Origin of the sequence: Maribacter caenipelagi (assembly GCF_004364175.1) — a bacterium.
Classification (GTDB): domain Bacteria; phylum Bacteroidota; class Bacteroidia; order Flavobacteriales; family Flavobacteriaceae; genus Maribacter; species Maribacter caenipelagi.
Genome location: NZ_SNZW01000013.1, coordinates 1 through 25370, shown reverse-complemented (window position 1 = coordinate 25370; position 25370 = coordinate 1). Strand labels below are relative to the sequence as shown.

At 35.4% G+C, this 25370-nt stretch carries 23 protein-coding genes; 14 read left to right on the top strand and 9 right to left on the bottom strand.

Annotation, left to right across the window (positions count from 1 at the left end; all coding sequences use genetic code 11):
* Positions 1-3 precede the first annotated feature (3 nt).
* Positions 4-750: a rhomboid family intramembrane serine protease gene (locus tag DFQ03_RS04950; RefSeq protein ID WP_133672031.1), complete on the bottom strand. Its 747-nt coding sequence runs from the start codon at positions 748-750 to the stop codon at positions 4-6.
* A 138-nt stretch (positions 751-888) separates the two neighbouring features.
* Between DFQ03_RS04950 and DFQ03_RS04945 the strand changes: the two genes are divergently transcribed.
* Complete coding sequence (locus DFQ03_RS04945; RefSeq protein ID WP_133672029.1) at positions 889-2166, top strand: replication-associated recombination protein A; 1278 nt, start codon at positions 889-891, stop codon at positions 2164-2166.
* Here DFQ03_RS04945 and DFQ03_RS04940 read toward each other — a convergent pair.
* The 6 genes from DFQ03_RS04940 to radC all read right to left on the bottom strand — a co-directional run bounded on the left by DFQ03_RS04940 (position 2163) and on the right by radC (position 7856).
* On the bottom strand, positions 2163-3065 hold the full coding sequence (locus DFQ03_RS04940) for a hypothetical protein (protein ID WP_133672027.1): 903 nt from the start codon (positions 3063-3065) through the stop codon (positions 2163-2165). The two genes, DFQ03_RS04945 and DFQ03_RS04940, sit on opposite strands and share 4 nt — an antisense overlap.
* 77 nt (positions 3066-3142) lie before the next feature.
* Positions 3143-4585 carry a DUF5723 family protein gene (locus DFQ03_RS04935; RefSeq protein WP_133672026.1) on the bottom strand — a complete coding sequence of 481 codons (1443 nt, stop codon included), beginning with the start codon at positions 4583-4585 and terminating at the stop codon, positions 3143-3145.
* A complete protein-coding gene (locus tag DFQ03_RS04930) occupies positions 4585-5127 on the bottom strand; it encodes a hypothetical protein (protein ID WP_133672024.1) in 543 nt (180 codons plus the stop codon). The genes DFQ03_RS04935 and DFQ03_RS04930 overlap by 1 nt, the downstream gene beginning before the upstream one ends.
* 52 nt (positions 5128-5179) lie before the next feature.
* Positions 5180-5869, bottom strand: coding sequence for a YjjG family noncanonical pyrimidine nucleotidase (locus DFQ03_RS04925; protein ID WP_133672022.1), 690 nt, complete (start codon positions 5867-5869; stop codon positions 5180-5182).
* Between the two features lies 1 nt (position 5870).
* Positions 5871-7157 (bottom strand): polysaccharide deacetylase family protein, encoded by a 1287-nt coding sequence (locus DFQ03_RS04920; RefSeq protein ID WP_133672020.1) that lies wholly within the window; start codon positions 7155-7157, stop codon positions 5871-5873.
* Positions 7158-7856: a RadC family protein gene (gene radC, locus DFQ03_RS04915; protein ID WP_133672018.1), complete on the bottom strand. Its 699-nt coding sequence runs from the start codon at positions 7854-7856 to the stop codon at positions 7158-7160. It lies immediately after the preceding gene.
* Positions 7857-7919: 63 nt separating this feature from the next.
* Between radC and DFQ03_RS04910 the strand changes: the two genes are divergently transcribed.
* The gene (locus DFQ03_RS04910; RefSeq protein ID WP_133672016.1) at positions 7920-8363 is read left to right on the top strand and encodes a DUF1569 domain-containing protein; all 444 of its coding nucleotides are present in this window, start codon (positions 7920-7922) and stop codon (positions 8361-8363) included.
* Between the two features lie 219 nt (positions 8364-8582).
* On the opposite strand, the gene DFQ03_RS04905 is transcribed toward DFQ03_RS04910, so the two are convergent.
* Positions 8583-9938 carry a UDP-N-acetylmuramate--L-alanine ligase gene (locus tag DFQ03_RS04905; RefSeq protein WP_133672015.1) on the bottom strand — a complete coding sequence of 452 codons (1356 nt, stop codon included), beginning with the start codon at positions 9936-9938 and terminating at the stop codon, positions 8583-8585.
* Positions 9939-10188: 250 nt separating this feature from the next.
* Here DFQ03_RS04905 and DFQ03_RS04900 point away from each other — a divergent pair, with 250 nt between their 5' ends.
* From DFQ03_RS04900 to DFQ03_RS04880, 5 genes are all read left to right on the top strand, one after another.
* On the top strand, positions 10189-13041 hold the full coding sequence (locus tag DFQ03_RS04900) for a gliding motility-associated C-terminal domain-containing protein (RefSeq protein ID WP_133672013.1): 2853 nt from the start codon (positions 10189-10191) through the stop codon (positions 13039-13041).
* 3 nt (positions 13042-13044) lie between these two features.
* Positions 13045-13998, top strand: coding sequence for a PorP/SprF family type IX secretion system membrane protein (locus DFQ03_RS04895; RefSeq protein ID WP_166637435.1), 954 nt, complete (start codon positions 13045-13047; stop codon positions 13996-13998).
* Between the two features lies 1 nt (position 13999).
* Positions 14000-16174, top strand: coding sequence for an OmpA family protein (locus DFQ03_RS04890; RefSeq protein ID WP_166637434.1), 2175 nt, complete (start codon positions 14000-14002; stop codon positions 16172-16174).
* A gap of 96 nt (positions 16175-16270) precedes the next feature.
* Positions 16271-16588, top strand: coding sequence for a cupin domain-containing protein (locus tag DFQ03_RS04885; RefSeq protein ID WP_133672009.1), 318 nt, complete (start codon positions 16271-16273; stop codon positions 16586-16588).
* Positions 16589-16635: 47 nt separating this feature from the next.
* Entirely contained in the window at positions 16636-17421 is a 786-nt protein-coding gene (locus DFQ03_RS04880) for an SDR family oxidoreductase (RefSeq protein ID WP_133672007.1), read from the top strand.
* 209 nt (positions 17422-17630) lie between these two features.
* On the opposite strand, the gene DFQ03_RS04875 is transcribed toward DFQ03_RS04880, so the two are convergent.
* Positions 17631-18002 (bottom strand): hypothetical protein, encoded by a 372-nt coding sequence (locus DFQ03_RS04875; RefSeq protein WP_133672005.1) that lies wholly within the window; start codon positions 18000-18002, stop codon positions 17631-17633.
* A gap of 70 nt (positions 18003-18072) precedes the next feature.
* On the opposite strand from DFQ03_RS04875, the gene xerA reads away from it, so the two are divergent.
* The 7 genes from xerA (at position 18073) to DFQ03_RS04840 (ending at position 25267) form a co-directional block, all read left to right on the top strand.
* Entirely contained in the window at positions 18073-19200 is a 1128-nt protein-coding gene (gene xerA / locus DFQ03_RS04870; RefSeq protein ID WP_243834424.1) for a site-specific tyrosine recombinase/integron integrase, read from the top strand.
* A 285-nt stretch (positions 19201-19485) separates the two neighbouring features.
* On the top strand, positions 19486-19881 hold the full coding sequence (locus DFQ03_RS04865; protein ID WP_133672004.1) for a hypothetical protein: 396 nt from the start codon (positions 19486-19488) through the stop codon (positions 19879-19881).
* A 152-nt stretch (positions 19882-20033) separates the two neighbouring features.
* A complete protein-coding gene (locus tag DFQ03_RS04860; RefSeq protein ID WP_133672001.1) occupies positions 20034-20612 on the top strand; it encodes a hypothetical protein in 579 nt (192 codons plus the stop codon).
* Between the two features lie 716 nt (positions 20613-21328).
* Entirely contained in the window at positions 21329-21877 is a 549-nt protein-coding gene (locus tag DFQ03_RS04855) for a hypothetical protein (RefSeq protein WP_133671999.1), read from the top strand.
* 715 nt (positions 21878-22592) lie between these two features.
* A complete protein-coding gene (locus DFQ03_RS04850) occupies positions 22593-23261 on the top strand; it encodes a hypothetical protein (RefSeq protein ID WP_133671997.1) in 669 nt (222 codons plus the stop codon).
* An 877-nt stretch (positions 23262-24138) separates the two neighbouring features.
* Positions 24139-24687, top strand: a complete 549-nt coding sequence (locus tag DFQ03_RS04845) for a hypothetical protein (protein WP_133671995.1) — start codon at positions 24139-24141, stop codon at positions 24685-24687.
* A gap of 145 nt (positions 24688-24832) precedes the next feature.
* Positions 24833-25267: a hypothetical protein gene (locus DFQ03_RS04840; RefSeq protein ID WP_133671994.1), complete on the top strand. Its 435-nt coding sequence runs from the start codon at positions 24833-24835 to the stop codon at positions 25265-25267.
* Positions 25268-25370 lie beyond the last annotated feature (103 nt).

The following is a 25370-nucleotide window of genomic DNA, read 5'->3' as shown; positions in this document are numbered from 1 at the left end:
ACATTAAGTTTTGGATTCTTTTTCGGAATTTTCTTTAAAGATATAGTTGATTCTTAAACTACTATCTTCATCGATATCTTCGTCAGTTGGCAATTCTCTAAAGTTTCCATTTTCATCAAAGTGTTTCAAGAATAGGTCATCTTTCTCATTGAAGTCTTCCTTTTCCCATTCATATTTTTTGGTTGGTGGAATACGGGCTTTTACGACTTTAGCCAAAAACAATCCGGTTAAGAAACCTCCTAAATGTCCTTCCCACGACATTCCTTCTTTTACCGGAAATATGTACCATAGCATACTACCGTAAATAAAAACTACAATTAAAGAAAGTGATACCAACCTAAAGTAAGAACTAAATATCCCCTTGAAAAAAATAAAGCTTGCCAGTACATAAATGAGTCCGCTTGCACCAATGTGGTAAGATGTACGACCAATTATCCATGTTAAAAATCCTGATAACAGAATTCCGTATAACACCACTTTCCAAGCAACATCCCTATAAAAATACCATAAAGCAGCTACAAGAATTGCCAAAGAAATAGTATTATTATATAAGTGCTCTAGAGAGCCATGAATAAACGGACTAAATACTACGCCACGAAGACCGAGTAAAGTTCTGGGCATTACCCCAAACTCATTAAAATTTACCCCTAAAGCTAATTCTACCCAAAATACCCCCCATATCAAAATCATTGCTAATAGCGGAATAGCAATTACTTTGTTAGAGAATTTATAATGTCCCATTTCAGACATGAGCTTGATTTTGTATTTGAATAACAATTATACTACCAACGTTTACAAATTGGTCATATTGTCATTCAAATACTTACTTAACATTCAATTGGCACCCTACTTTTTTATTCTCATTTAAGTTTAGTATACTTTTGCACTATGAATGAACCTTTAGCAGAACGCGTGCGTCCTAAAACATTAGACGAATATATTAGTCAACACCATTTGGTGGGTGAAAAGGGCTCGCTAACGCATCAAATTAAAAAGGGTATTATACCATCATTAATACTATGGGGACCTCCAGGTACGGGTAAAACTACCTTAGCCAACATTATTGCAGAGCAAAGTAAAAGACCTTTTTATGTTTTAAGTGCTATCAATAGTGGCGTAAAAGATATTAGAGAAGTAATCGATAAAGCAAAGCAAGCTGGTGGATTGTTCACAGCAAAAAACCCCATTTTATTTATTGATGAGATACATCGTTTCAGTAAATCTCAACAAGACTCTCTTTTGGCAGCTGTTGAAAAAGGATGGGTGACGTTAATTGGTGCTACCACAGAAAACCCCAGTTTTGAGGTTATACCCGCACTACTCTCTCGTTGTCAAGTTTATGTTTTAAATGCTTTCGGAAAAGCCGATTTAGAAAACTTGATAAAAAGGGCAATGGAGAAGGACACATTGCTAAAATCTAAAAAAATTGACCTAAAGGAAACGGAAGCTTTATTACGCTTATCTGGTGGTGATGGCAGAAAATTACTGAATATTTTTGAGCTAGTAGTCAATTCTGAGGCAGGTGATAATATTGTCATCACTAATGAATTGGTATTATCTAAAGTTCAGAAAAATACGGTCTTGTATGATAAAACAGGTGAGCAGCATTATGATATTATATCGGCATTTATAAAATCTATTAGAGGCAGCGACCCTAATGGAGCAGTGTATTGGTTGGCACGAATGATCGAAGGCGGTGAAGATGTAAAATTCATTGCCCGTAGAATGCTTATTTCTGCATCAGAAGATATCGGTTTGGCAAACCCAACAGCTTTGGTGATGGCGAATACCACCTTTCAAGCAGTTACTGCTATTGGTTACCCAGAAGCCCGTATTGTATTAAGTCAATGTGCTATTTACCTTGCAACCTCGGCAAAAAGTAACGCTAGTTATATGGCGATAGGCAAAGCGCAACAAGCTGTAAAACAAACGGGAAACCTTACCGTACCATTACCATTGAGAAATGCACCGACTAAATTAATGAAGGATTTGGGATACGGACAAGAGTATAAATATGCCCACGACTACCAGAACAACTTTGTTGATGCAGAATTTTTACCAGACGAGATTAAGGGTACGACATTCTATAAACCAGGAAATAATGCAAGGGAAAAAGCCCTTAGCGATTTTCTGAAAAACAGGTGGAAAGCAAAATATGATTTTTAGAATTTAATATTCAGCTCTTCTTGAACCAGTTTATCATTTTCATAATATTCAAAAACCCAAGTACCATCTTTTTGATACACCATACCGTTCTTGGTATCGGTTTTTGCCATAAATACATTATCAGCTGAACTTTTTAATAAATTCATTCTCACCTTCGGCGAACTATCTACCAATTGGTAACCGTTTTCAGTTTCTTGTGCGTACCAGATGTCTTTTGAACTTGGCTTTTTAGGGGCTAAACTCTTAGAGACCGGCTTCTGCACTTCAATTTTCTTAATATTTGATTCAACGGGAGTATTGTCTTTATAATACTGAGTTTTCTCGGTTTCTTCAGAAATTATAGTAGGTTCTCTTTTTACATTTACTTCTTCTGCTGCCTTTTCTGCCTGTAAAACTTTATTTGCTTTAGACTCGTCTAACTTTTTAACGTCATTTCTAAAATTAACGGTAACAGCTTCATCTTTTTTGTCTTTGGGCGTGTAAGCATAATTCATACCATTAAATGAACGCATAGACTCTCTAATAGCTTCGTTGTAGGCAGCTTTATATTCCTTCTCTTTACTAATACCCTGCATGGTGCTAAAAACGATTTTATCGTTGCAATCTTTTAAGTTGATGATAGTCTTTGTAGAAAACATACTGCTGTCATCTTGCAATTCTGCCATTAACCCTAAACATCTATTAAATTTTAAATCTTCTGGCAATTGATCATCATAAACTGCAGCAAAACCCTTTCCTGTAAAAAGATGTTTCACCAAAGTACTTGTTTGGTGTTCATTCATATTCTTAAAAGCATCAAACTTTTTAGGTACGATGATGTATCTATAATCATCTAAACTAGTTTGAGCAAATGATGAAAATCCTATAAAAGTGAATACTAAGGCGATAACTGTTTTCAAAACGATGTAAATTTTAAATTCACGGTAATATATGAAAAAAGCATGCCAAAAAAATATAAAGCAGCTAAGAAGATATGCTACTTACTACGCCCCCATGAAATAATATTCAATCCGAATTGAAATGAAGCGTAATTCGAAGCAGCTATATTATTATAAGATAATAAGTTATCTGCCATCACATAAAAATTGATTGGTCCGGCTTGCAGGTTCATTCCCAACCCAACGTTGGTTGAACTATATTTATCTATGGTATATGTTCCTTTAAGCGCTAAAACATTACCTATTCTACGGGTATAAAAACCGGTCAGTGCCATTTGCGGACCTCGCGGTCTATTAATCATATAAAGTTGTCCACCGACAGAATTTCTATATTTGGTACGCAACTCTCTACTGCCAGAAGAACCTGCAGTACAATCGCAAGTTTGCGCCCCGCCGTTACCGACAGGCTCACCAAAAGCATTTCTAATTGATGCATACAGTTTAGTAGGTCTAAACGAAAGATAGCTTTTGGTATCTGTCTTAAACGGTACGGCAACTTCTACCTCATCAACTAAATCTTGCCAAAAATCTCGATCAAGACTTGCAAAATTATCCAATATATCTATTTCAATACCTTCTACCGTAGTGTTACCATTTAAACTGTAACTTTTAGGGTCACTAGAATGATATATGAAACCAACATCCAATAAGCTACCTGTCACCGTAGTACGTTCAGACAAGTAATAGGTAAAACCCAAATCTAGACCTAAACCCAGGTCACCACCAAAAAGAGCTCTACTTATAATTTCATTTCCTAAAGTTTCAGAATCACTGGCTGCATCCAAATCTTGAAATCCAGATGTGCGTAAAAGAAGATCAGCATTTAAATTCGATGCAATTCTATTATTTTGCCCCTCTATATTCGTTAAATGCCCATTGTTGGTTGAAGAGCTGTAATCTGCAATTGCCGAATACAGTTTTCCTCTTGCACCTATAGTTAAATTGCGATCTATTCTTTTATTAATGCCAAAATGAAAAACGTTCACCATTGAACCACGCACCTTTAAATCTCCTAAATCATATCTTCTTCCTAATTGATCCGCATTACCGTCAAATAATAAATAGGCATAATCTTGGGGCCAATAAATAATATTATCTAGCTCAAGATATCCGCCGAAGGAGTAAAATATATTCGTATTCTCACCTCTGAATCCGCCGTTAAAATATTCGATTTGAAGAGTAGAACTAAACTCATCTTTAGGAGTAAGTACATCTAAAGCCCGCTCCCTAAATTTTAAATTAATATCTACACCATCATTTGCAAACATATCATTAACAGAAATACCGTTAGAACCTGCGTAGCCAGAAATACCAGATAAAAGCGGTACACCTGCGTACCATTTAAAATCGGTTTCAACACCAGGATTTATGGAAAGGGATTGCGGTATTTCATTAAAATCATAAAGTATTTGCTTATTCTGAGCTTTTAGACCCAAAGTAAGCAATACGCCGGCTACAAAAAGGCAGTGGCATAATCTCATTATAATTCTAAAGTAAATTGTGCACTAGAACGAAGCACTATTGCAGCATCTGGTAAACTTGAAACACTACTGTTATCTCCTAAATTAATAGCTGTCAATCTAATTTCAGAGGTCGCTCTAATTATATCTAGGCTTTTGCCTGTAGCCCCGTATGCAACATCTCTTTGCAGAATAGCCGTTGGTGCAGGATCCATACTAAAAACTTCGGTATCCAATACATTTTCGGCTTCGTCTAAAAATTCAAGTCTGATTTCTATGGGTTTACTCGTAGTATTCTCTAATTCGTAAGTCAGCACTCCAGCAATCACCCTATTTGTAAAAAAGGGTTCTTCAAAAGCATCAAAATTAAAATCTTGGGTAAAAAAGTTGAGTCCCGCTACTCTATTGATCAACGTTTCTTGAGCCTTTACGTAGAAGATACTAGCTTCATAACTTGGGGTAATAGTCAAATCGTCTAACTGATCAAAATCTTGCTCTTCAGAACAAGATGTTACCATTAGAAAACCTACTAAAGCCATTAATAAAAAACGAACCCCTTTCATTACCTCTTCAAAGTTTAGTACATATAAACAATAGTCTATAGTAATAGTAACTCTATAAAAAGGATTTTATTTCTTGTAAATCGTAAATAATAGGAGCTACATTATGAGTTTCCTCTTTGTGGGCATTAAAGTGTATAGTATGAAAACCTAAAGATTGCGCACCTAAAATATCTGCTTCTAAGCTATCACCGATCATTAAAGATTTTTCTGGCAAAACACCGGCTCTATTTAATGCCATATTAAAGATAGTCGGATTAGGCTTTTTTGCTCCTGCCATTTCAGAGTCAATAATCTGATCAAAATAGCTATGAATACCTGAGTTTCGGAGTTTTTTATTTTGAACCTCTTGAAAACCGTTGGTAATGATGTGCAGTTTATATTTAGGATACAAATAATCTAACACCTCAATAGTATTCGGAAAAAGTGTGTTAAATGAGGATAAATGATTAATATATTCTTCGGATAATAAATGAATGAGATCATCGGAAGCAGGGTGCCCCATAGTATCAAAAACCGATTTAAGCCGCTGATATCGCAATTCTGATTTGGTAATTTTATCTTCTCTAAACAATCTCCAAAACTTCAAGTTTGCTGGCACATACACCTCTAGAAAGTCTTGTAATGCTAAATCGATTTTTTGATCGTTAAATATTTTTTCAAAGGTCAGTGCCGAGTTTTTATCAAAATCCCACAAGGTATGATCTAAATCAAAAAATACATCTGTTACTTTATTTTCAAACATATTATTGTTTTATTACTTCGGTGTACACATTCATCCAATTTCTATCATCCTTATTACCTAAGACTTCATTAGAGAACATCGTTATAAGCGTACCATTAACTTTTCTTACCTCATTAGTGATCAATTGCACTTGACGCAATACCTCTTGATCTTTCTTGATTTTTGAAAGCGATATATCATGTATTGCAAACGGATGAACTTTTATAGGTTGCTTTACTTCTAACGGAATATCATAAAACTGAAATGGTGTACAGGTACCTGCCCTAAAACCAAGTTCGAAAGTATAACCCATTGTGTAATCATTGGTAAATTCTGCCGCAATGAGATTACGATAGGTTTGCGGTACATCTACCCTATTATACCGCATTTTACAATTGTTTACCGGTCTATTGATGACCACTTCTAAATTGGCTTTTTCTTTCTTTAATAGTTCTAGATCAGAAAATGAACTATAGCTTGCTGCCAATGATACCGGTACATAGTCAGCTACATATTTAATAAGTGACTTAAATTTAATACTATTGGTAGATACGTTTTTATCGTACTTAGAGTAATCTGCGAACTGAAAAAAGAAATTACACTTTACATGGTATTTTTTGTGCAGGGCAATTAATTCAGCATAATTATCATAAGGATCCTTCTGTCTGTTTAAACCCACTGCGATTCTTTCAACAACTCTTTTGAGCTTAAATGTCCCTAAATCCATTAACAAACCTACCAAGCCGCGAACTATACCCCTATTTGCATAACAGTGAGAGGTTGCCACATCTATTACTGATACAAAATCATACGTTTTACCCTTATGTTCCAAATCTGGAAAACGCTCTTTTAGCGCATCCAATAATTTAAGAGCCCAAATATCAACGACGGGTTTTTGAAGGAATCCGTTTTGAAAGGCCGTACTATCTTTAGGAGAAAATCTACCGTGAATATCTTTTACATGTGGCAAGTACTCTTCATACCTTGAAAGCAGAAAAAAACTAGCAGCAAAAACATCATAAGGTAGGTTACTACGTTCCCCTGTCTGAAAAAAACAAGGTGTACCTTCCCAATCTCCTATATTCAAATAAATGTCATTAATACCTTGTTCAAACAAAAGCTCATTGCTCCGAATAAAAAATTCGTTCTGTAATGGCTGTTTTGTATAGGTAATTTTTGGTCCGGTATGTTTTATAAACTCCTCTACCTTAGTGGTAAAATCAAGTTCAACACCCAATATATTCACGAAGATATGCCTCATGACATAGGTAAGACGTGGTGTGATTTTATGTGTGTAAATCAATAACATCTAAAGAATTTTTTCATCTGCAAAGCTATAGTAACTTTTTTGGGTAATGATCAAATGATCCAACACTTTGATATCTAAAGTTTCGCTAGCAACTTTTATCTTTTGGGTAATCTGTTTATCTGCAGCACTTGGTCTTAATGTGCCTGAAGGGTGATTGTGCGCCAGTATTATGGCAATTGACCCCAATTCCAATGCTTGTTTCATAACAATTCGCACATCTACCAGAGTACCTGTAATACCGCCTTTACTTAACTGTGCCTTATGTAGAACTTTGTTAGAGTTGTTAAGAAAGAGAATCCAGAATTCTTCATGTTCCAAATCGCCTAACAGCGGCTGTAGAATCTCATATACATCTTTACTACTTCCTATCTTCTCAATTTTTGCAGCATCTTCTCCACGTCGTCTTCTACCTACTTCTAATGCTGCAGCAATACTTACCGCTTTTGCCTCACCAATACCTTTGAAATTCATCAGCTGTTTTATGGAAAGTCTACCCAATTCATTGAGGTTGTTATCTACCGATGCCAAAATACGTTTAGATAGTTCAACCGCGCTTTCTGATCTACTACCCGAACCTATTAAAATGGCAATCAATTCAGCATCAGACAATACCGAACGACCCTTCTGAACTAGTTTTTCTCTTGGCTTATCATCATCTGACCAATTTTTAATAGATAACGAAGTGGATTTATCGTGCATTGGCTAAAGATACAGAACTAATTATTTTATGGTAAATTTATGCATCAATTAAAAAATCCAAGCATGAAATCTATTTTGAACGAAGAGGCTTACCAAGAAATTAAAGGTAGATTAGAGCAACTCTCAGAAACCTCTGAGAAAGGTTGGGGCAAAATGACCATTGGGCAAATGTGTTGGCATTGCCAATACCCATTAAAATTAGCCATTGAAAATAAACCGAATACCTCTAAAGGCAATTGGTTCGTAAAAACCTTTTTTAAAAAATCATTATACAACGATAAACCGTGGAGAAAGAATTTACCAACAGCAACTCAACTAAAAACAAAAGAGGATAAGGTATTCAGTGCAGAACACAAAACCCTTAAAGCTTTAGTGAACGATTTTTATGCAGTACGTGATCGTAAAGAATGGTACCCACACCCTGCATTTGGCACGTTCACAAAAGAGCAATGGGGACAAATGCAATACAAACATTTAGACCACCACCTAAAACAATTCGGAGTATAGTTATTTGGTTGTTGGTTGTTGGAAGAAACAAGTTCAAATTCAAAAGTCAAGCTCGAAAATCAAGTTCAAAAAGACTTAGTACTTTGTACTTTGTACTTTGTACGTAATACTTTTTACTTAATTCTTAGTACTCTTTACTTAATACTCTTTACTCTATGCTCTATTCCAACTTTGTACCTCATACTTAGTACTCTTTACTTAATACTTCAAACTTCCGCCTTAACTCATCAACTTTTCAAATTTCTTTAAATCGAATCCGCCATAATTTCCTGAACTCATAAGTAAAAGTGTCGTATTGTCGTACCGCTGACCCTCTAAATATTCATGAAAAGAGGCTGCATCTGTAAATATGTTTAAATCATCTCTTTGAAAAGCTTCTGAAATTTGTTCGGGGGTTACCTCTTCTAATTTCTTAATAGCTACAGATTCTGGCAAGAAGAAAATAACCGCTTCAGCGGCAGCATTTAAAGCTCCTTTGTATTCCTTTAAAAATTCTGGATTAAAGCTGCTGTATGTGTGTAACTCTAAACAAGCAATTAATTTCCTGTCAGGGAATTGTTCTTTTACCGCTTTTGCTGTTGCAGTCACTTTACTAGGTGAGTGTGCAAAATCTTTATAGGCAATACTAGATGCACCTTCCGCAATTTTCTCTAAACGTTTAGAGGCTCCTTTAAATGTAGCAATAGCTTCATAAAAATCATCTTCATCAACACCCATGTTTTGACAGATCCATTTTGCACCTGCCAAATTACTTAAGTTATGCTTGCCAAAAACTTCAATTGGCATAGGTCCTTCATTAGTTTCTAATAAGGTTTCTCCGTCTTCAACGGTATATTCAGGTGTAGAATATGGTAATTTTCTTATGGCGTTTTCAGATGCTTCTACAACTTCCTTTACCGCAGCATCTTCTATATTATATGTAATAGAACCACCGTTAATAATGCTATCAACGAATATCTTAAACTGCTCTACGTAATTTTCAAAAGTGGGAAAAACATTAATATGATCCCAAGCAATACCACTTAGCAAGGCAATGTTAGGTTGATATAAATGGAATTTAGGTCGTCTGTCTATAGGGGAAGACAAATACTCATCGCCTTCTAGGACGATAAAATCATTATCTTCTGTCAAGTGCACCATTCTATCAAAACCATCTAATTGTGCACCTACCATATAATCAACGGCAATATCATGAAAGTTAAGTACATGAAGTATCATAGATGTAATGGTCGTTTTTCCGTGACTACCACCAATGACTACTCTGGTTTTATTTTTAGATTGCTCGTATAAAAATTCAGGATAAGAATAAATGGTAATTCCCAGTTCTTGGGCTTTTAGCAATTCGGGGTTATCAGCTTTGGCATGCATACCTAGAACAATAGCATCTAGATCATTGGTGATTTTATCAGAAAACCAGCCAAATTCATCTGGCAACAAACCTTTTGCTGCTAATCTAGATTTAGAAGGTTCAAAAATAACGTCGTCACTACCTGTAATAACATATCCTTTGTGTTCTAGAGCCAACGCTAAATTGTGCATGGCACTTCCCCCTATTGCAATAAAATGTATTCGCATTACTAAATTTTAGGTAGCAAAGATACGTATTGTGCAATTAAAACTGTTCAATTCTTACTGACTTGAGCGCACTTCAAGATGTAAGAAAATTTATATATTATCGATGAATTGCATTAATTTTTAACACTTTTCATCACATTTAATAGTATTCACCCTACATATTAGAGTTTTTACAACATAAAATTTCCTACAAATATAAACGTAAATACCTTTGTCGTCTATTCACATATTCAACAACCAACCCCTATTAATGAATAAATTAAAAATTAGGTTCTTAGCCATTGTGTTTTTTACGCTTGGTTTCATAAACTTGGTCAAAGCACAATGCGCAGGAAATGATGCTAGCGTTGTAGTCTGTGAAAAAGATGCAGATGACACCAACCGTAACTTTGCCTTATTTCCAAGACTAGGAGGCTCACCTACCGCTGGCGGAACATGGTCAACCACAAATCCAGAAAATTTCTATGCTTTAAACCAAAGTACGGGAATCGTTGATCTGTGGCGTATTAATAACTATGGAACACACTCTTTTGTATATACCAATATAGATTGTAATGAAACCGCTACTGTAACCATAACTTTAGGTGGCTACCCTGGCGAAGATAATATTGATGGTAGCGCCAATGCCTGTGGTGATGACCCTAGTGTAAACTTACACGGATTTTTAGGAAGTAATGTAGACGGAAAAGTTCAAGATTTCAATGGTCTTTGGGAAGAAGACCCTAGTACATTTACAGGTCAGTTAGAAGACAATATCTTCAATGCTCAAATGGCAGGACCCGGAATATATAATTTTACGTATACCGTACCAGATGTTGATAGTTGTTTAGAAAGAACATCAACAGTAATTTTAGAAGTGCATCCACCACCCAATGCAGGAAATGCAATAGGCATTACATTTTGTGCAGATGATGATTTATCTGCCTACACCGCATTTGATCTCAGCGACCAATTGGTAGGTGAAGATCCAAATGGAACTTGGACAGAAAACGGTACCAATCAATTAAGTGACCTCAACGATTCGGTCATCAACATTCAAGAAATGTATGACAATTTTGGTTATGCAGATTTCACGTTCATTTATACAGTTTTCCCTAGTCACCCAGTGTGCGAGAAAAGAGAGACCGAAATAAGCATTAGTATTTTACCAGTGCTACACGGTACTATTAACGCAGATGATATTTGTTCGGGACAAGACTATGTTATCGATTTAGTTTACGATGATACGCTATTGCACAATGGTGATTTTTTAATTCAGTATACCATTGATGGTGTTATAGGCGATTCACCCGCAACATTAGCTGACGGAAACGGAAATTTCATTGTTGACCCGGGTTTAGTACCTTTAAATCAAGAAGTAACCCTTGAAATTATTGGCATAACCAGTGTTACTCCACCACGAGCTGTTTGTGATAGAGCTGTTGTATCTCCAACCACTTTTTTAGTAACCAGTTCAGATGTTAGCGCCGAAGATGTTTGTGTAGAAAATGACAATACTATTCAGATTATCCAAATTCTTGACACCGATGGTAATTTGGCTAATGGAAATTTCACAACAAATTATTCATTAACTAATCCGGATGGAGGGACAATAACTTCAGATGATTTTGAACTTGAGTTCACCAATGGCGCAGCTACGTTTATTATACCGGGAAGTAATTTTTCGGAAGGTGGAAATTATAGAATTCAACCTACAATAAGCGACATATATGTTACAAGTTGCCCAATAGCAGATACTTTTATAGTAACCCCGCTACCAGACGCTATTTCATTAGACTTATTGGTCGATAATAATTGTGACGCCACACAAATAGATGTTTTAGTAAACGCCCCTATTTTACAAGATGGTACATACACTATAACTTATGACGTTACCGAATTAGGTTCTAACACCGTACTAACTACCAACACCATTAATTTTACAGGTGGTACGGCAGCATACCAAATAGATGTAGATGCGTTGCCTATTGGTAATTATACAGCCAACGTGCGTAGCATACAGGATGATACCACACCATGCAGATTAGATTTTGAGTTTGAGGAGAGCGAGAACTTCTCTCGTGGCGGAGTGCCAGAAGCTCCCACAGCCGATGCCAACCAGACTTTTTGTCTGAGTGATTTTGATGGAACCCCAACATTGATGGATATTAATGTTACCGCAGCAGGCGATATTTTATTTTATGATACGGAAACTGACAACACAATTCTACCAATATCAACACAACTGGTAGATGGTGAAGATTTTTATGTAACCAATAGCGACCCACTTACTAATTGCGAAGGCACCGAACGTGTTCAAATAACCGTCATTTTTAGTAATCCTGATGCGCCTACTACCACAGATAGTAACCCATTGTTCTGCGCGGAAACGAATCCGACTTTGGCAAATATTACCGTAAACGTAATTGCAGGTAGTTCGGTTTCATGGTTTAGTGCGCTCTCTGGCGGCACTGCCTTAGATGATGCTACAATTCTGGTCGATGGTCAAACTTATTTCGCGGCTACCAATAGCGGAGGTTGTACGAGCACAGAACGATTAGAAATTACCCCGACCGTAATAACCGTGGCACCAACAGCTATTTCTTCAGATGTACTATCTGTTTGTGGTTTAGATGACCCTACGGTTATAGCCTTAAGAGCATTAGAAAACGAAACGGAAAATGAAGTATTTTGGTTTATAACCGAAACCGGTGGTACGGCACTTACAGATGATATTCCTTTAGTACCAGACACTACGTACTACGCAGAAAATTATAATTCCGTTACCGGATGTTCTTCTGCAACACGTGTTCCTATTACTATAGATTTCAGTGATTGTGACCCCGAAAATTATGACTTTTTTATACCTGACGGATTCTCACCGAATGCCGATGGCAAGAACGATACATATTTCATTCCTAATATAGAAACCATATTCCCCAATTTCACATTGGAAATATTGAACAGATATGGAACCACTTTATTCAAAGGTGATATAACCAACCCCGCTTGGGATGGTCGAAAAGGATCCTCTACGGCGCCAAACGGAGTCTATTTCTACATTATCAATTATAACAAAGGCAATTCAGAACCTATTCAAGGTCGCTTATACTTAAACAGATAACCCATGTACAAGAAAATAACAAACAAACCTTGGGGCATCTGCATAGTTATGCTTTTGTTCCTTATAAAAGTTCAGGCACAGCAAGACCCGCAGTACACACAATATATGTACAACATGAATGTGGTCAACCCTGCTTATACGACCAATCAACCCGGCATGCTTAATTTTGGCACACTATACAGAACCCAATGGGAAAATGCTGTGGGTGCACCAAAAACACTGACCTTTTTTGCCCATACTCCGTTATCGGAAAAAATTGAAATGGGGGCATCTATTATATCAGATGATATTGGCGATGGTTCGTTGAAAGAAAATAATATGTATGTCGATTTCGCCTATATTCTAAAGCTAGATGAACAAAGTAATTTAAGCTTGGGTCTAAAAGGCGGTATCACCACATTTGAAACCAACTTTAACAGATTCAGATTACCAGAGGTGCAAGACGATCCTGCCTTTAATGAGAATATGAACAACACCTTCCCCAATGTGGGTATCGGGGCATTTTATAACAGAGATAAGTTTTACGCAGGTTTGTCTATTCCGAATTTATTGACATCTAAACATTTAGAAAATAGAGATGGTCTAAACCGTATTGGATCAGAAGCTATTCACCTTTTCGGTATGGCGGGTTATATATTTGACATCAACCCCAAACTGAAACTAAAGCCCTCTATATTAACAAAAATGGTATCGGGCGCTCCATTTACTGCAGATCTATCATTCAATGCATTATTCAATAATCGTTTTGAAGGTGGTGTATCGTACCGTTTAGATGATGCTGTCAATGCCATGTTCAATATTGCGGTCGTACCTTCTGTTAGAATAGGCTATGCTTATGATTATACCTTGTCAAATTTAGGCGCATTCAATAATGGCTCACATGAAATTTTCGTGCTGTTCGACCTAGACCTTTGGGGACTCAAAAAAGGCTATGATAAATCTCCTAGATTCTACTAAAATGAAAAACTTACATATTTATATCATCCTAATTCTAGGAATTTTTCAATCTGCCTGGTCACAAGATTTAAAACGTGCCAACGACCTATTTGAAAAAAAATATTATGCAGATGCCATTGCCTTGTACGAAGCGGCATTTCCTAGCAATAAAAGCAGTCTGGTCATAAAAAACCTTGCAGATAGTTATTACCATACTTTTGATCTCAATGCATCGGCACGTTGGTACCGCTACCTGATTTCCAATTATGGAGATACGGTAGATGAGCTGTATTATTTTAAGCTGAACCAGTCTTTAAAAGCCATTGGTGAATATGACGAAGCCGCGCAGGTATTTTTTGAGTATTATACCAAAGAAGGTAATTCGGCGATGTTGCAACAATTAGAAGAAGAAAATATATATCTAGAAAATGTAAAAGCCATTGGTAATCGTTTCGCAATTGAAAACAGTAATCTGAATACGACAACATCAGAATTTGGGGCAATGCAGGTAGGTGATGCGATTTGGTACACAGCAGCACATAAAAAATCAGCTTCAAAAACATACCGGTGGAACAATCAGCAGTATCTAGATATTTACACTCACCCAATTGATAAAGAGCAACTGGGCGATAGTATTAGTATCAGCTTATCGAATACTATAAACACAAAATTACACGAAGGTTCTTTTACCATTTCACCTGACGGAAACACCATGTACTTTACCCGAAATAATTACAACAATGGCAAACGTAAAACAGACGATAAAAAGGTTTCTAATTTAAAAATATACAGCGCTAGTTTAGTTGATGGGGAATGGAAGAATATTACAGAGCTTCCCTTTAACAGTGACAATTATTCTAATGAGCACCCAGCTTTAAATGCAGATGGCACAAAATTATACTTTTCTTCGGATAGACCAGGCGGATTCGGTTCTTTCGATATTTATGAAACAAGCTTACAAGCTGATAATACATTTAGTACTCCCGTTAATTTAGGCAGTATTATCAATACGGACAAGAAGGAACAATTCCCTTTTATCTCATCGGATAATTCACTTTACTTTTCATCGAACGGTCACCCAGGTTTCGGACTTTTAGACGTCTATATTTCTAAAAACATGAATGGAACGTTTCAGCAACCTGATAATTTAGGGCTACCAGTGAACAGTGGTTATGATGACTTTTCATATGTATTAAATACCGATAACCAATCTGGTTATTTTGCATCGAACAGACCATCTGGAAAAGGAAGCGATGATATTTATAGTTTTAAAGTAACCAAAGAATTATCAATTGAAGATTGTGAACAATTTATTACCGGTGTTATTACAGACCGTACTACTACCCTACCGCTTTCTGGTACTACGGTTACTTTAGCAAATGCAGAAAACGAGGTCATAGCTACAGCGATCACAAATGAAAATGGTGCTTTTGAATTTAATATTGCCTGTGAAGCATCCTACACGGTAAAAGCCGAAAAAAATGGATATCAAGGTAATAGCCTAAACATCCGCAGTACAAAAGAAAGAAATGCCGAACATGATGCTTCTATGGACTTATACTCCGTCCTAGAAAAACAAAAAGCCGAAGCATTGGTTTTACAAGAAAAACAAGAAGCCGAAAAATTACGCGCTGAACAAATGGCCGCTAAAAAGCTAGAGGCAGAGAAAAAAGCGGCATTAATAGCAGAAAAACAACGTATTGAAGAGGCAGAACGTTTAACGAAAGAACGTACAGCTGAAAAGGCAAGAGCAGAGAAAGCTTTGGCGAAGAAAATAGCAGATGCAATAGAAACAGAAAAAGCTTTAGTAAAAGAGAGCGATCGCACAGTTATACAGACCGAAGAAATACATTTTGATTATAGCCTTTGGTACCTTAGAAGAGAATCTCGTGAACGGCTACAGACCGTAATCGATGTCATGAAAAAGAACCCGAGCATTATTATAGAGATTGGCACCCATACCGATATTAGAGGTAATAGTGGCTATAATAAAGATCTCTCTCAAAAACGAGCAGATTCTGCAAAAGACTTTTTGGTCAAAAACGGAATTGAATCGGGAAGAATAGTTTCTAAAGGTTATGGCGAATCTAAACCTATTGTAGTTTGCGCTACCGAAGATGCCTGTTCAGAAGAAGATCATGAGTGGAACCGACGATGCGAATTTGTTGTCGTAGGTTGGGATTATGAAGCCAAATAACAAAAATTCTTAAAAGCTACACTCTAATAAATTTTAAAAAAGCTTTTTTAAAATTGAACGTGTTTCTAGTATCTTTAGTTCTTAAACTTAAGAATAATGAACTATAACCTTTCTACAATTCCGTCAAAAGAGATTATGCCCGGTTTACATGGCAAATTGGTACATTCTGAAAACATGAGTATGGCATTTTGGGATGTAGAAAAAGGAGCTGAAGTGCCTGAACATGCGCACATGAACGAGCAGATCATGCATGTAATGGAAGGTGAATTTCAATTCACCCTAGACGGCGACACCCAAATATACTACCCGGGCGACATTGTTGTCATTGCCCCGCATTTAAAACATAGTGGCATTGCCTTGACCCCATGTAAATTATTAGATGTTTTTAGCCCAACAAGAGAAGAGTATCGTTAGAATTTGGTTGTTGGTTAAACCAAGTTGCCCTACTTAAAAAATAAAAAATGAACATATCGTTAAAGAATAAAAAAGCTTTAGTTGGTGGTAGCAGCGGTGGTATAGGTAAGGCAATTGCACAACAATTAGCAGCAAGCGGCGCCAGCGTAACGTTAATGTCCCGTAGCGAAGAAAAACTACACCATATTGTTAATGACTTGCCTACAGATCAAGGACAACAACACCAATATCTAGCAGTTGATTTTAATAATTTTAAAAAATTTAAAAAGGTAATCAGCACCTATTTTGAAAATAATACGGTAGATATATTGGTAAACAATACCCAGGGTCCGGCTGCAGGTAGTGCCTTAGAGAAAAAAGTAGATGACTACCAAGCAGCTTTTGACCTTTTGTTCAAAACCGTAGTCTTTACTACAGAATTGGCATTGCGGTCAATGATGAAGAACAATTGGGGAAGGGTTATTAATGTTGCCTCTGTATCTGTCAAAGAACCATTATCATACTTGGCACTATCTAACTCCATTAGGGCTGCCGTAGTCACTTGGGCAAAATCTTTAGCTACAGATGTTGGTAAACACAATATAACTGTAAATAGTGTGCTCACTGGTTATTTTGATACGGACCGTATTGCACAGCTCAATGCTAAAAAAGCGGAACAGTTATGTATTGAACCTAGCGAAGTTAGAAAAGAAATGGAATCTAGAGTTGCAGTGCAACGTATTGGAAAACCAGAAGAATACGGTTATTTAGCTACATTCTTGGCTTCAGATAATGCTGCCTATATTACTGGAACAAATATTCCCATTGATGGTGGTTTGTTGAAGTCGCTCTAGTTAAATTAACCTTTACGATAAGACCAATTTCTAAATATAATAAACATAAAGTATGCGATAAATATTCGGCATTCTATATTGTCCTTAGCCTTTGGGTCTGTATTCTTTAATTTATGAATCTCAAGATCCAATAACTAAGCTTAAATCATATTTTCAGAAAAAGGATGGTCATTGGCCATCCTTTTTTTTGTGTTTAATTTTATTATGATTTAATTATTCATATAATCCTGCCATTGTACTATTAAGTACTTCTGAACTCGGTTTATATTAATACTTAAATATCCAAAATCATAACAAAATAAATAAAGCTCTCCTTTTTTTGTCTTCCAATAATGCGTGAAATATTTAGGATTAAATCCGTCATTTAAAAGCTCATTACTTCTAACCGTGGTATAGCCAGATTTATTATACTTTTTTAAAAGTCTTCTATTTTTTTTTAACTGTTTGTCGACCATTAGATAAAAAAAGTCTTGTTTCTGTACATTTTCATATTGATGTATCGATTTACATTTTGCCGAACAGAATTTCTTATCAGACCTACCGACCACTTCAATATTACATTCTGGGCACCTTTTATTCATAAACGACAGTAAACGTATATTAGTCGGTTAATATACTGCTAATAATTTGAATTTAGATTATTCTTACAAAATGAATCCATTAAGATCAATAACCTTATTTCATTTAATGATTAAAGATCAGAAAATGATCGGTATTAAATTTTCGCCCGATAAGTTGATACAGAACTTGATCAAGGGGCTACCCGACCCTAAATGGAGCAAACAGTACAATATGGCCTATATACCCAACACAAAAGAAAATATGGGTATTCTTTTCAATACCTTTAAAGGTATTATATGGATCAATTACAATAAATTCTACAGTAACAAACCTGTTAGCACCAATAATGAAAAAGTAGATGTACAATGGTTTAGAAATAGAAAAACAGTTCCTGAATACCGGCTGTGCCCAGAAGAATATTTACTAAAGCTAGAACTAAAAAAGTATGCCAACAGCACCGTTAAAACATATGTAACCTTTTTTGAAATGTTTATTAACCATTATAAGGAAAGTAAACTAGAAACGATTGATGAAAGCGACATACGTGCCTATTTACAATTTCTTATACATAAAAACGTATCTAACTCGTATTTAAACCAAGTAATTAATTCTATTAAATTTTACTACGAAACCGTATTGGGAATGCCTAATAGATTTTACGAAATAGAACGCCCAAGACCAAAGCACAAATTACCAAAGGTTATTTCTAAAGAAGAAATAATAGCGCTCATTGAAAATACCAGCAATTTAAAACATAGATGTATAATAAAACTACTATATGGTTCTGGTCTTCGTAGAAGTGAGCTTATAAATTTAAAAATAAAAGATATAGATAGTAAAAGAATGCTTGTTCGCGTTGAAGATACAAAGGGCAATAAAGATAGGTATTCATTACTATCAGAATCTGCCCTAAAAGATCTTCGTATCTATTATAAAGAATGGAAACCACAAAAATATTTATTTGAAGGTCGCAAAGCGTCTAAGTATTCTGCCGTTAGTGTATTGACGATAGTGAAAAATGCAGCGACCAAGGCAAAAATCACACAAAAGGTGACACCCCATGTATTAAGACATAGTTTTGCCACTCATTTATTAGAGTCTGGGGTTGATTTAAGGCAAATTCAGGTTCTTTTAGGGCATGGTTCCAGTAAAACTACCGAGATATACACTCATGTAGCCACAAATACTTTTAAACAAATTAAAAATCCATTAGATTAGTGATTCTAAAATAGATATAAAGTAACTTGTTACCTTATACAATTGTTGTAGCCAATTTGAAAAAAGAACCGAGTGAATAAAAAAACTTTAATATGGATTGTAAGTGTATGGGTAGTTCTGACACTGTTGAACTATTACTTTGTTCCGTACTTCATAGTTGCTCTCGAATGGCTAATACTTTCCTTGTTTCTTCTAATATGGACAGTTGGACAAATAATCAAATTAATTAAGGAAAGAAGGAGTTTAACCCGACAGAGAATTGCTTCAGTTTTAATCATTTCGACTTTGTTCCTTTTGACGTTCTTTCGACAACCTGTAAATCAAATTATTGAGAAAGTAGATTGGCTCATATTCTATAACAAACGGACAGAAGTAGTGGAAAAAGTAAAGAACGGAGAATTAAAGCCAAATGTGAGTTGGAACGGATGGGTTTGTGAATTGCCTTATGAATTTCCTGTAATATCTAATGGCGGTAATGACATTGGAATTTCTAAGAACGACAGCACGAATGAAGTGACCGTGACATTTTGGGTTTTCAGGAATTTTTTCAGTGCGCCTTCAACTCATTTTGTATATACGAATCGACCAGAAGACATTAAATATTACAATGAACTTATTGAACGAAATCCTGATGAGAATTGGAAAATTGAAGAAAATTGGTTCAGGACATTTCACGAATGAATAAACAAAAACTGGCTACAACATCGGCTATAGCAAATGCGGGCTGAATGCTTAAAAATGAAGATATTACAACTAAATAACATTCGGTCTGGCGGACAAAGATTTGGTTTCAAAATCCCGCACTTGCCATAGCCAGGGCCGTTATCTCTCATTTGAAAAAAACTTTCGACATACTATTAATTCTACTTACAATTGGAGTTGTCGCTGTTGTTGGTATCACGATTTTTGGAGTTTCGATAATGGGAAAAAGAGCTGATATTGATAATTTTAAAAAACAAAAAACGATAATCTCGGAAACAAGTGAAAACCGAATTTTATATACTTACGGACTTGATACTGTGAATTGGGAGAAATATGTATTTAAACGGAAAGTTGAATTAATTCTAACAAAAACGGAACTTGACTCTACCATTTTTTTTAATCTCATTGGAGCAGTTGATTCTTCCGACACATTTGGATCAACTCAGTTTGTAAAAATTGACAGCTCGTTATATATTTTAGGAGACAAACATCATATAATAGAGAAAGAAAAATACTTTAATGAAGACATTTCAAAATATCCTTTTGACTTATATGATTTGGTTAATCCATATCCCGATGCGAATGGATCATTTTTATTTAATTCAGATTATGGAACATTAAATGTCGAATCCTGGTCAGCAGGAAAACAATTATTTTATTTGCCAATTAATTCAAAAGTTGATATAGAAAAAGAATTGTTACGGAACTGAAACTCGAAAAACGAGAGATAACAATGTATAACCGCAATTACGGCGGATTCGACTGCGTCCGAATCCACGCGTAATTGCTACCGTCGGTATTTATCCGAAAAACATTAAATTTAATCCCGTAACTGCGGTTATACCAAACGTTAGCAGCAAGCAGTCACGTTTTGCTAACCGCTTTCTTAATCCAAGAGTTTTTTAATTCTAATCACGATAAAAATCTCACTCGAATGATCTAACTTGATAAACAGTTCGCAAAATTTACGCCGGATTTATTACTCAGACGGATAAGCCGAATTGACTAAGATTGCGGAACAACAACGTTGGATTGATTACTGAGATGAATAAGCACAACTGATTAGAATTACGGAAAATAACGCTGGATAATAGGAACCATTAAAATTAGAATTTACGAGAACCATAGAGAAAACCATCAACTCACTCTACTCTATTTTAATTTACAAAACTTTACAGCCGATCTGAACGCGAAAAAACCAATCTGAATGTAGTTAGACACCAAAAACAGAGTTATACGCTAAAATCAACGATATAGATGTCTAATTAAACTGTGTGGAATTTAAAAGCCGGCTGCTAACACCGTGTATAGCTCATTGCGGCTGAATTCCTAATCGGAATTCATTGCAATTTGCTATCTTTCGGTTACGGCGGAAAATCCTCGCGGATTTCCCGCAACGAGCCATACACAAACCGTTGTAACACATTTGAGAAAAACTAAAGACATACTAATTTTCGTATTTGCTATAACCGTAGTTTCGGCTTTAGCTTATGTGATTTTTTTATTCTTTTATGTTCAAAAAAGATACGCTGGAATTCCAACCGACCCAAAATCAATCTTTACGGAATCGAGATATTTATACGGAATATCATCTAATGACAATCTGAAACTTCGAACCGAATATCTACTCATAAAAACCGTTCGTGATTCGATAATCAAATATGAATATAAAAGTACAACAGATTCAACTCGGAATTTAAAAGTAAGTTACTTGACCAAAAATCAAGAACTTCAATTTGACTTAACCGATTACGTAAAGTATGAAAACAAAACTATTCAGAGTAATTCGAACTCTGAAATTTGGTTCGATATGTACGAAATGAAAGAGCCGATTAGTGACGGAATGAGTCCAGTTATGTTTAATAAAGACTACGGAATTTTAGCAATTGCGAATCCACTTGGTCCTTCCGCATTTTTTATGGATAAACCAAATGACAGCTTGCAAGTAATGAAAATAAGCGAAAAATTATACTGAATAAAAACGTGTTACAACACGGTGTATAAAACATAGCTAATAAGTGCTTAAACAAAAGGTTTGTATATATTTATAAAGTCCGCCAAATTTTTAATTTGGCTTTTAAAAAATGAGAAATTAAAAACAAAATATAAAAATTCGACTCTGTGTTAATCCGAAAAGTTAGTGTCTTTCTGCACGCTACGTTTCATACACAAGTCCGTTAGCAAACATATTGCAAGAAAAGTCCAATCGGTTCGCAATTAGCCTGAATATCTAAAAAATAATAAGAGTTTGGTTCGGGTAAACCAGCATTTTTAAAATGGTTTCTTTAGGCTTGTTACTTTCTCAAAATTCAGTTGTTTAATTAATAAATTACCTTGCCAAAGTTCTCGCTCGGACGGACTTCACTCAGACGTAACTGTTGCGTGGACGGACTTGTCAATTTCTTGGATAAGTCTGCATAAAAACGATATACATAAATCCTTTTCTATTTGGTTTCGACGGACTTAAAAAAGAAACCATTTTAAAAGAGTTCGGGAAATCTATCGGTGATCTGCGACCAGGCAAAGGTTTGCGCTGCAACACGTTTGCTAACAATATGTATAATCTATACTGTCCGATTTTCCGTCGGAAAATCTACGTATATTTAGAATGTTATCGTACGGCGGGAAATCCTACGGATTTCAAAGCCGTACAGATCATACATTAACCGTTAGCAAACATATAATCAAAAATGAAAAATTTAATAGCCTTCATCTTGCTACTTATAGTTTTTAGTTGTTCGAATAGAGAAGAGGTTTTGGAATTTGAGAAAATACTAGGAATCGAAAATAGCCAAGCTTTGACTTTAATGGTTTCCAATTTTGAAAACGAATTTTTAAAAACTGAATATCCAAATCTAACCTCAGAGCAAGCTTATGAAAGACTTCTGACTGATATGCGCGATAACAAATTTCAAAGCTGGAACAAACTGCCGAAATTTGATGAAACTGACTTAAAACAAAGTCAGTTAAAATTTGAAATTAATGCTTACGTAGATTCTGTATGGATTGAAACAAATGAAAACCCAAGGATAGTCTGGCAATATAATTTTTTAGGTAATAACGGAACTTTTTACAAAAAAGATTATTGGTCATCATATAACAAAAATCCTAGCGTAAACAAAGATTCCATAATAGAAGACAGATATACTTGGTTTGTAATTAATTACCCTGAAGGGCGATATTGGAAAGCATTAAGTAAAACCTGTCAAAAAGATAAATTTATTATGGATTATTTAAATTTTTCGAATTCTTTTGGACGGATTCCTTTTGAAATAATGGCTAGCAGAATGTTGAGTGCGAATCTGGATTATTCTGACTTTTTTATCAAAAGAATAATTGTTACTCGAGTAAGTTCCTGAAATAAAATACGGTTTGCTAACAAAACCTAAACGTAATGCGGAGTTTAGCACAAAATCAAAAGGTCTGTGTATATTTATAAAGTCGCTAAATCTTATGGATTTAGCTTTGAACAAGAAAAAATAAAACTAAACAATAAGCTTTAGCTTCGTACGCAGACGGAAACGAAAAGTTTCCTTTCTACCGCACTACGCTTAGCTCAATCGTTAACGGTAATAAGCTCTAAAAAAATAGAGCAACTTCGGGGCTTCCCATTTTTTTGCTTTTTTACGTGCTAGACGGACATTTTATTTCGCAAGTAATACGTTTATCTGCAAAAGCAAAAAATCCAAGGTTTTAGTATTTTAAGCAAGTCCCAATTGTTCGGCTCGGGTTTGTATAAAAGAGCAGCTCTCGGGGTCTTTCCTTTTGCCGCCAGCACGCAATCTGTACGCAAACATAACGCAGAAGGACTTTTGGTTCCCCATTACTTACCAAATCTCTTTAAAACGAACTTCTTTTATTGGTGCCCGCCAAGTTTGGTCGCCGGATGGAAAATGCGGCAAAATCTACGCGAATCGTTAGTTTCGCCTGTCTTTAACAGCTGTGGTTCGGGTTGCTTAATACCGCTAACAATACCTATGTGTAATGCTAGGTCTGTGGTTTAATAAAATGGTTTGTTTATATTTATAATGTCGCCAAATCAGTTTGATTTGGCATTTAATAACAAAAAAATAAACGCAAACAAAATGCTTTGGCTTGGTGTTTTGAAATAAGTACAGTACCTACTTAATTCCGCACTACTCATAGCTTTGGCGTTGTGCGTAAGCTGAACAGACCAACGAAAATTGAGTTTAAATTCAATTTTTTAGATATTTACGAACGAAAAATAATTAGAATTTGAGCGACCATTACATTTCACTAGTTTCAGAAAAATTAAGTTCTGCTAATTCAAAGAAAACAGCCGAAAAAATAGTTCAGTTTTTTATCGAACAAAAAATCATTGAAAAAAAACTAACTGATTGTGTTTTAGGTTCACCAAATGGACACGCACCAGATAAAAATTATCGAAATGCTTTAGAAAATACTGAATTGGACTTGACCAAACTGCAAACAAACGGAGTTCAGTTTATTACCGAAAAACAAGTGTTTGACAATGGCGGAAATGGATTGGAAGAAATAAAATGTCCGAATTGTGGAGAAAATAATATTGAAAATGACTGGGGAGATTCGTTAGATAATTGGCATAGCGGAACTGATTCCGACAAAATAAAATGCCAAAAATGCGGAACTGAAAATTCAGTTACGGAATTTGAATTTAAACCGACTTGGGCTTTTGGTCATTTCGGAATCACATTTTGGAATTGGACAAAGCTCGACCCAAAGTTTGTGGCTGAATTGGAAAAAATAATCGGAACGGAATTGAAAAGTGTTTATGGAAGAATATAAAAGCCTACGCACAACACAGTATAAAATTAATGGCTAGTTCTCGCCTACTTACGAAAATCCTAGCGGATTTTCTATCTGGTGTATATTTGCTAAATTAGGTGCTTTAACACGCCACTAATCTTATACATAAACGTTGTACTGCATTATGAAAATCAGAACGTCATACAAAATTGGAATTGGAATTTTAGCAGTTGGAATTGCATTAATTCTGATTTTAGGAATTAAAAATCCGCCTGAAAAACTGACTTCGACTGAATTATCAAAAATTGAGAAAATAAAAGTAAATAATGGAACAACTTACGAGTTAACCGATAAAGAAATTGACTTGTGGAATAATTTGGAATTCGATATTTCGACTGACAACTATCCTGGAGAAACACCTGATTTTGTAATTGACTTGATTGGAAATGAATCTGACTTTACTGCTATGTATAATGAATCGAGCGGAATTGTATTCTTTAGTTTTTTTTCGGAAATTAAATACGGATTTCTGAACTCACCAGCACCTGGAGGTTGGACAAAACCGATTTACGAAACCCAAGCGAATGACCAAATATTGGAATTATTAAAAATAAAATAACGCAGTACAACAAAGAACTGAGGTAAAAAACAAACAAATTCTTCCTTAATTTGAGACATTATTATTCCACGCTCATAGATTCAAAAAACAGATTCTTTGAGCT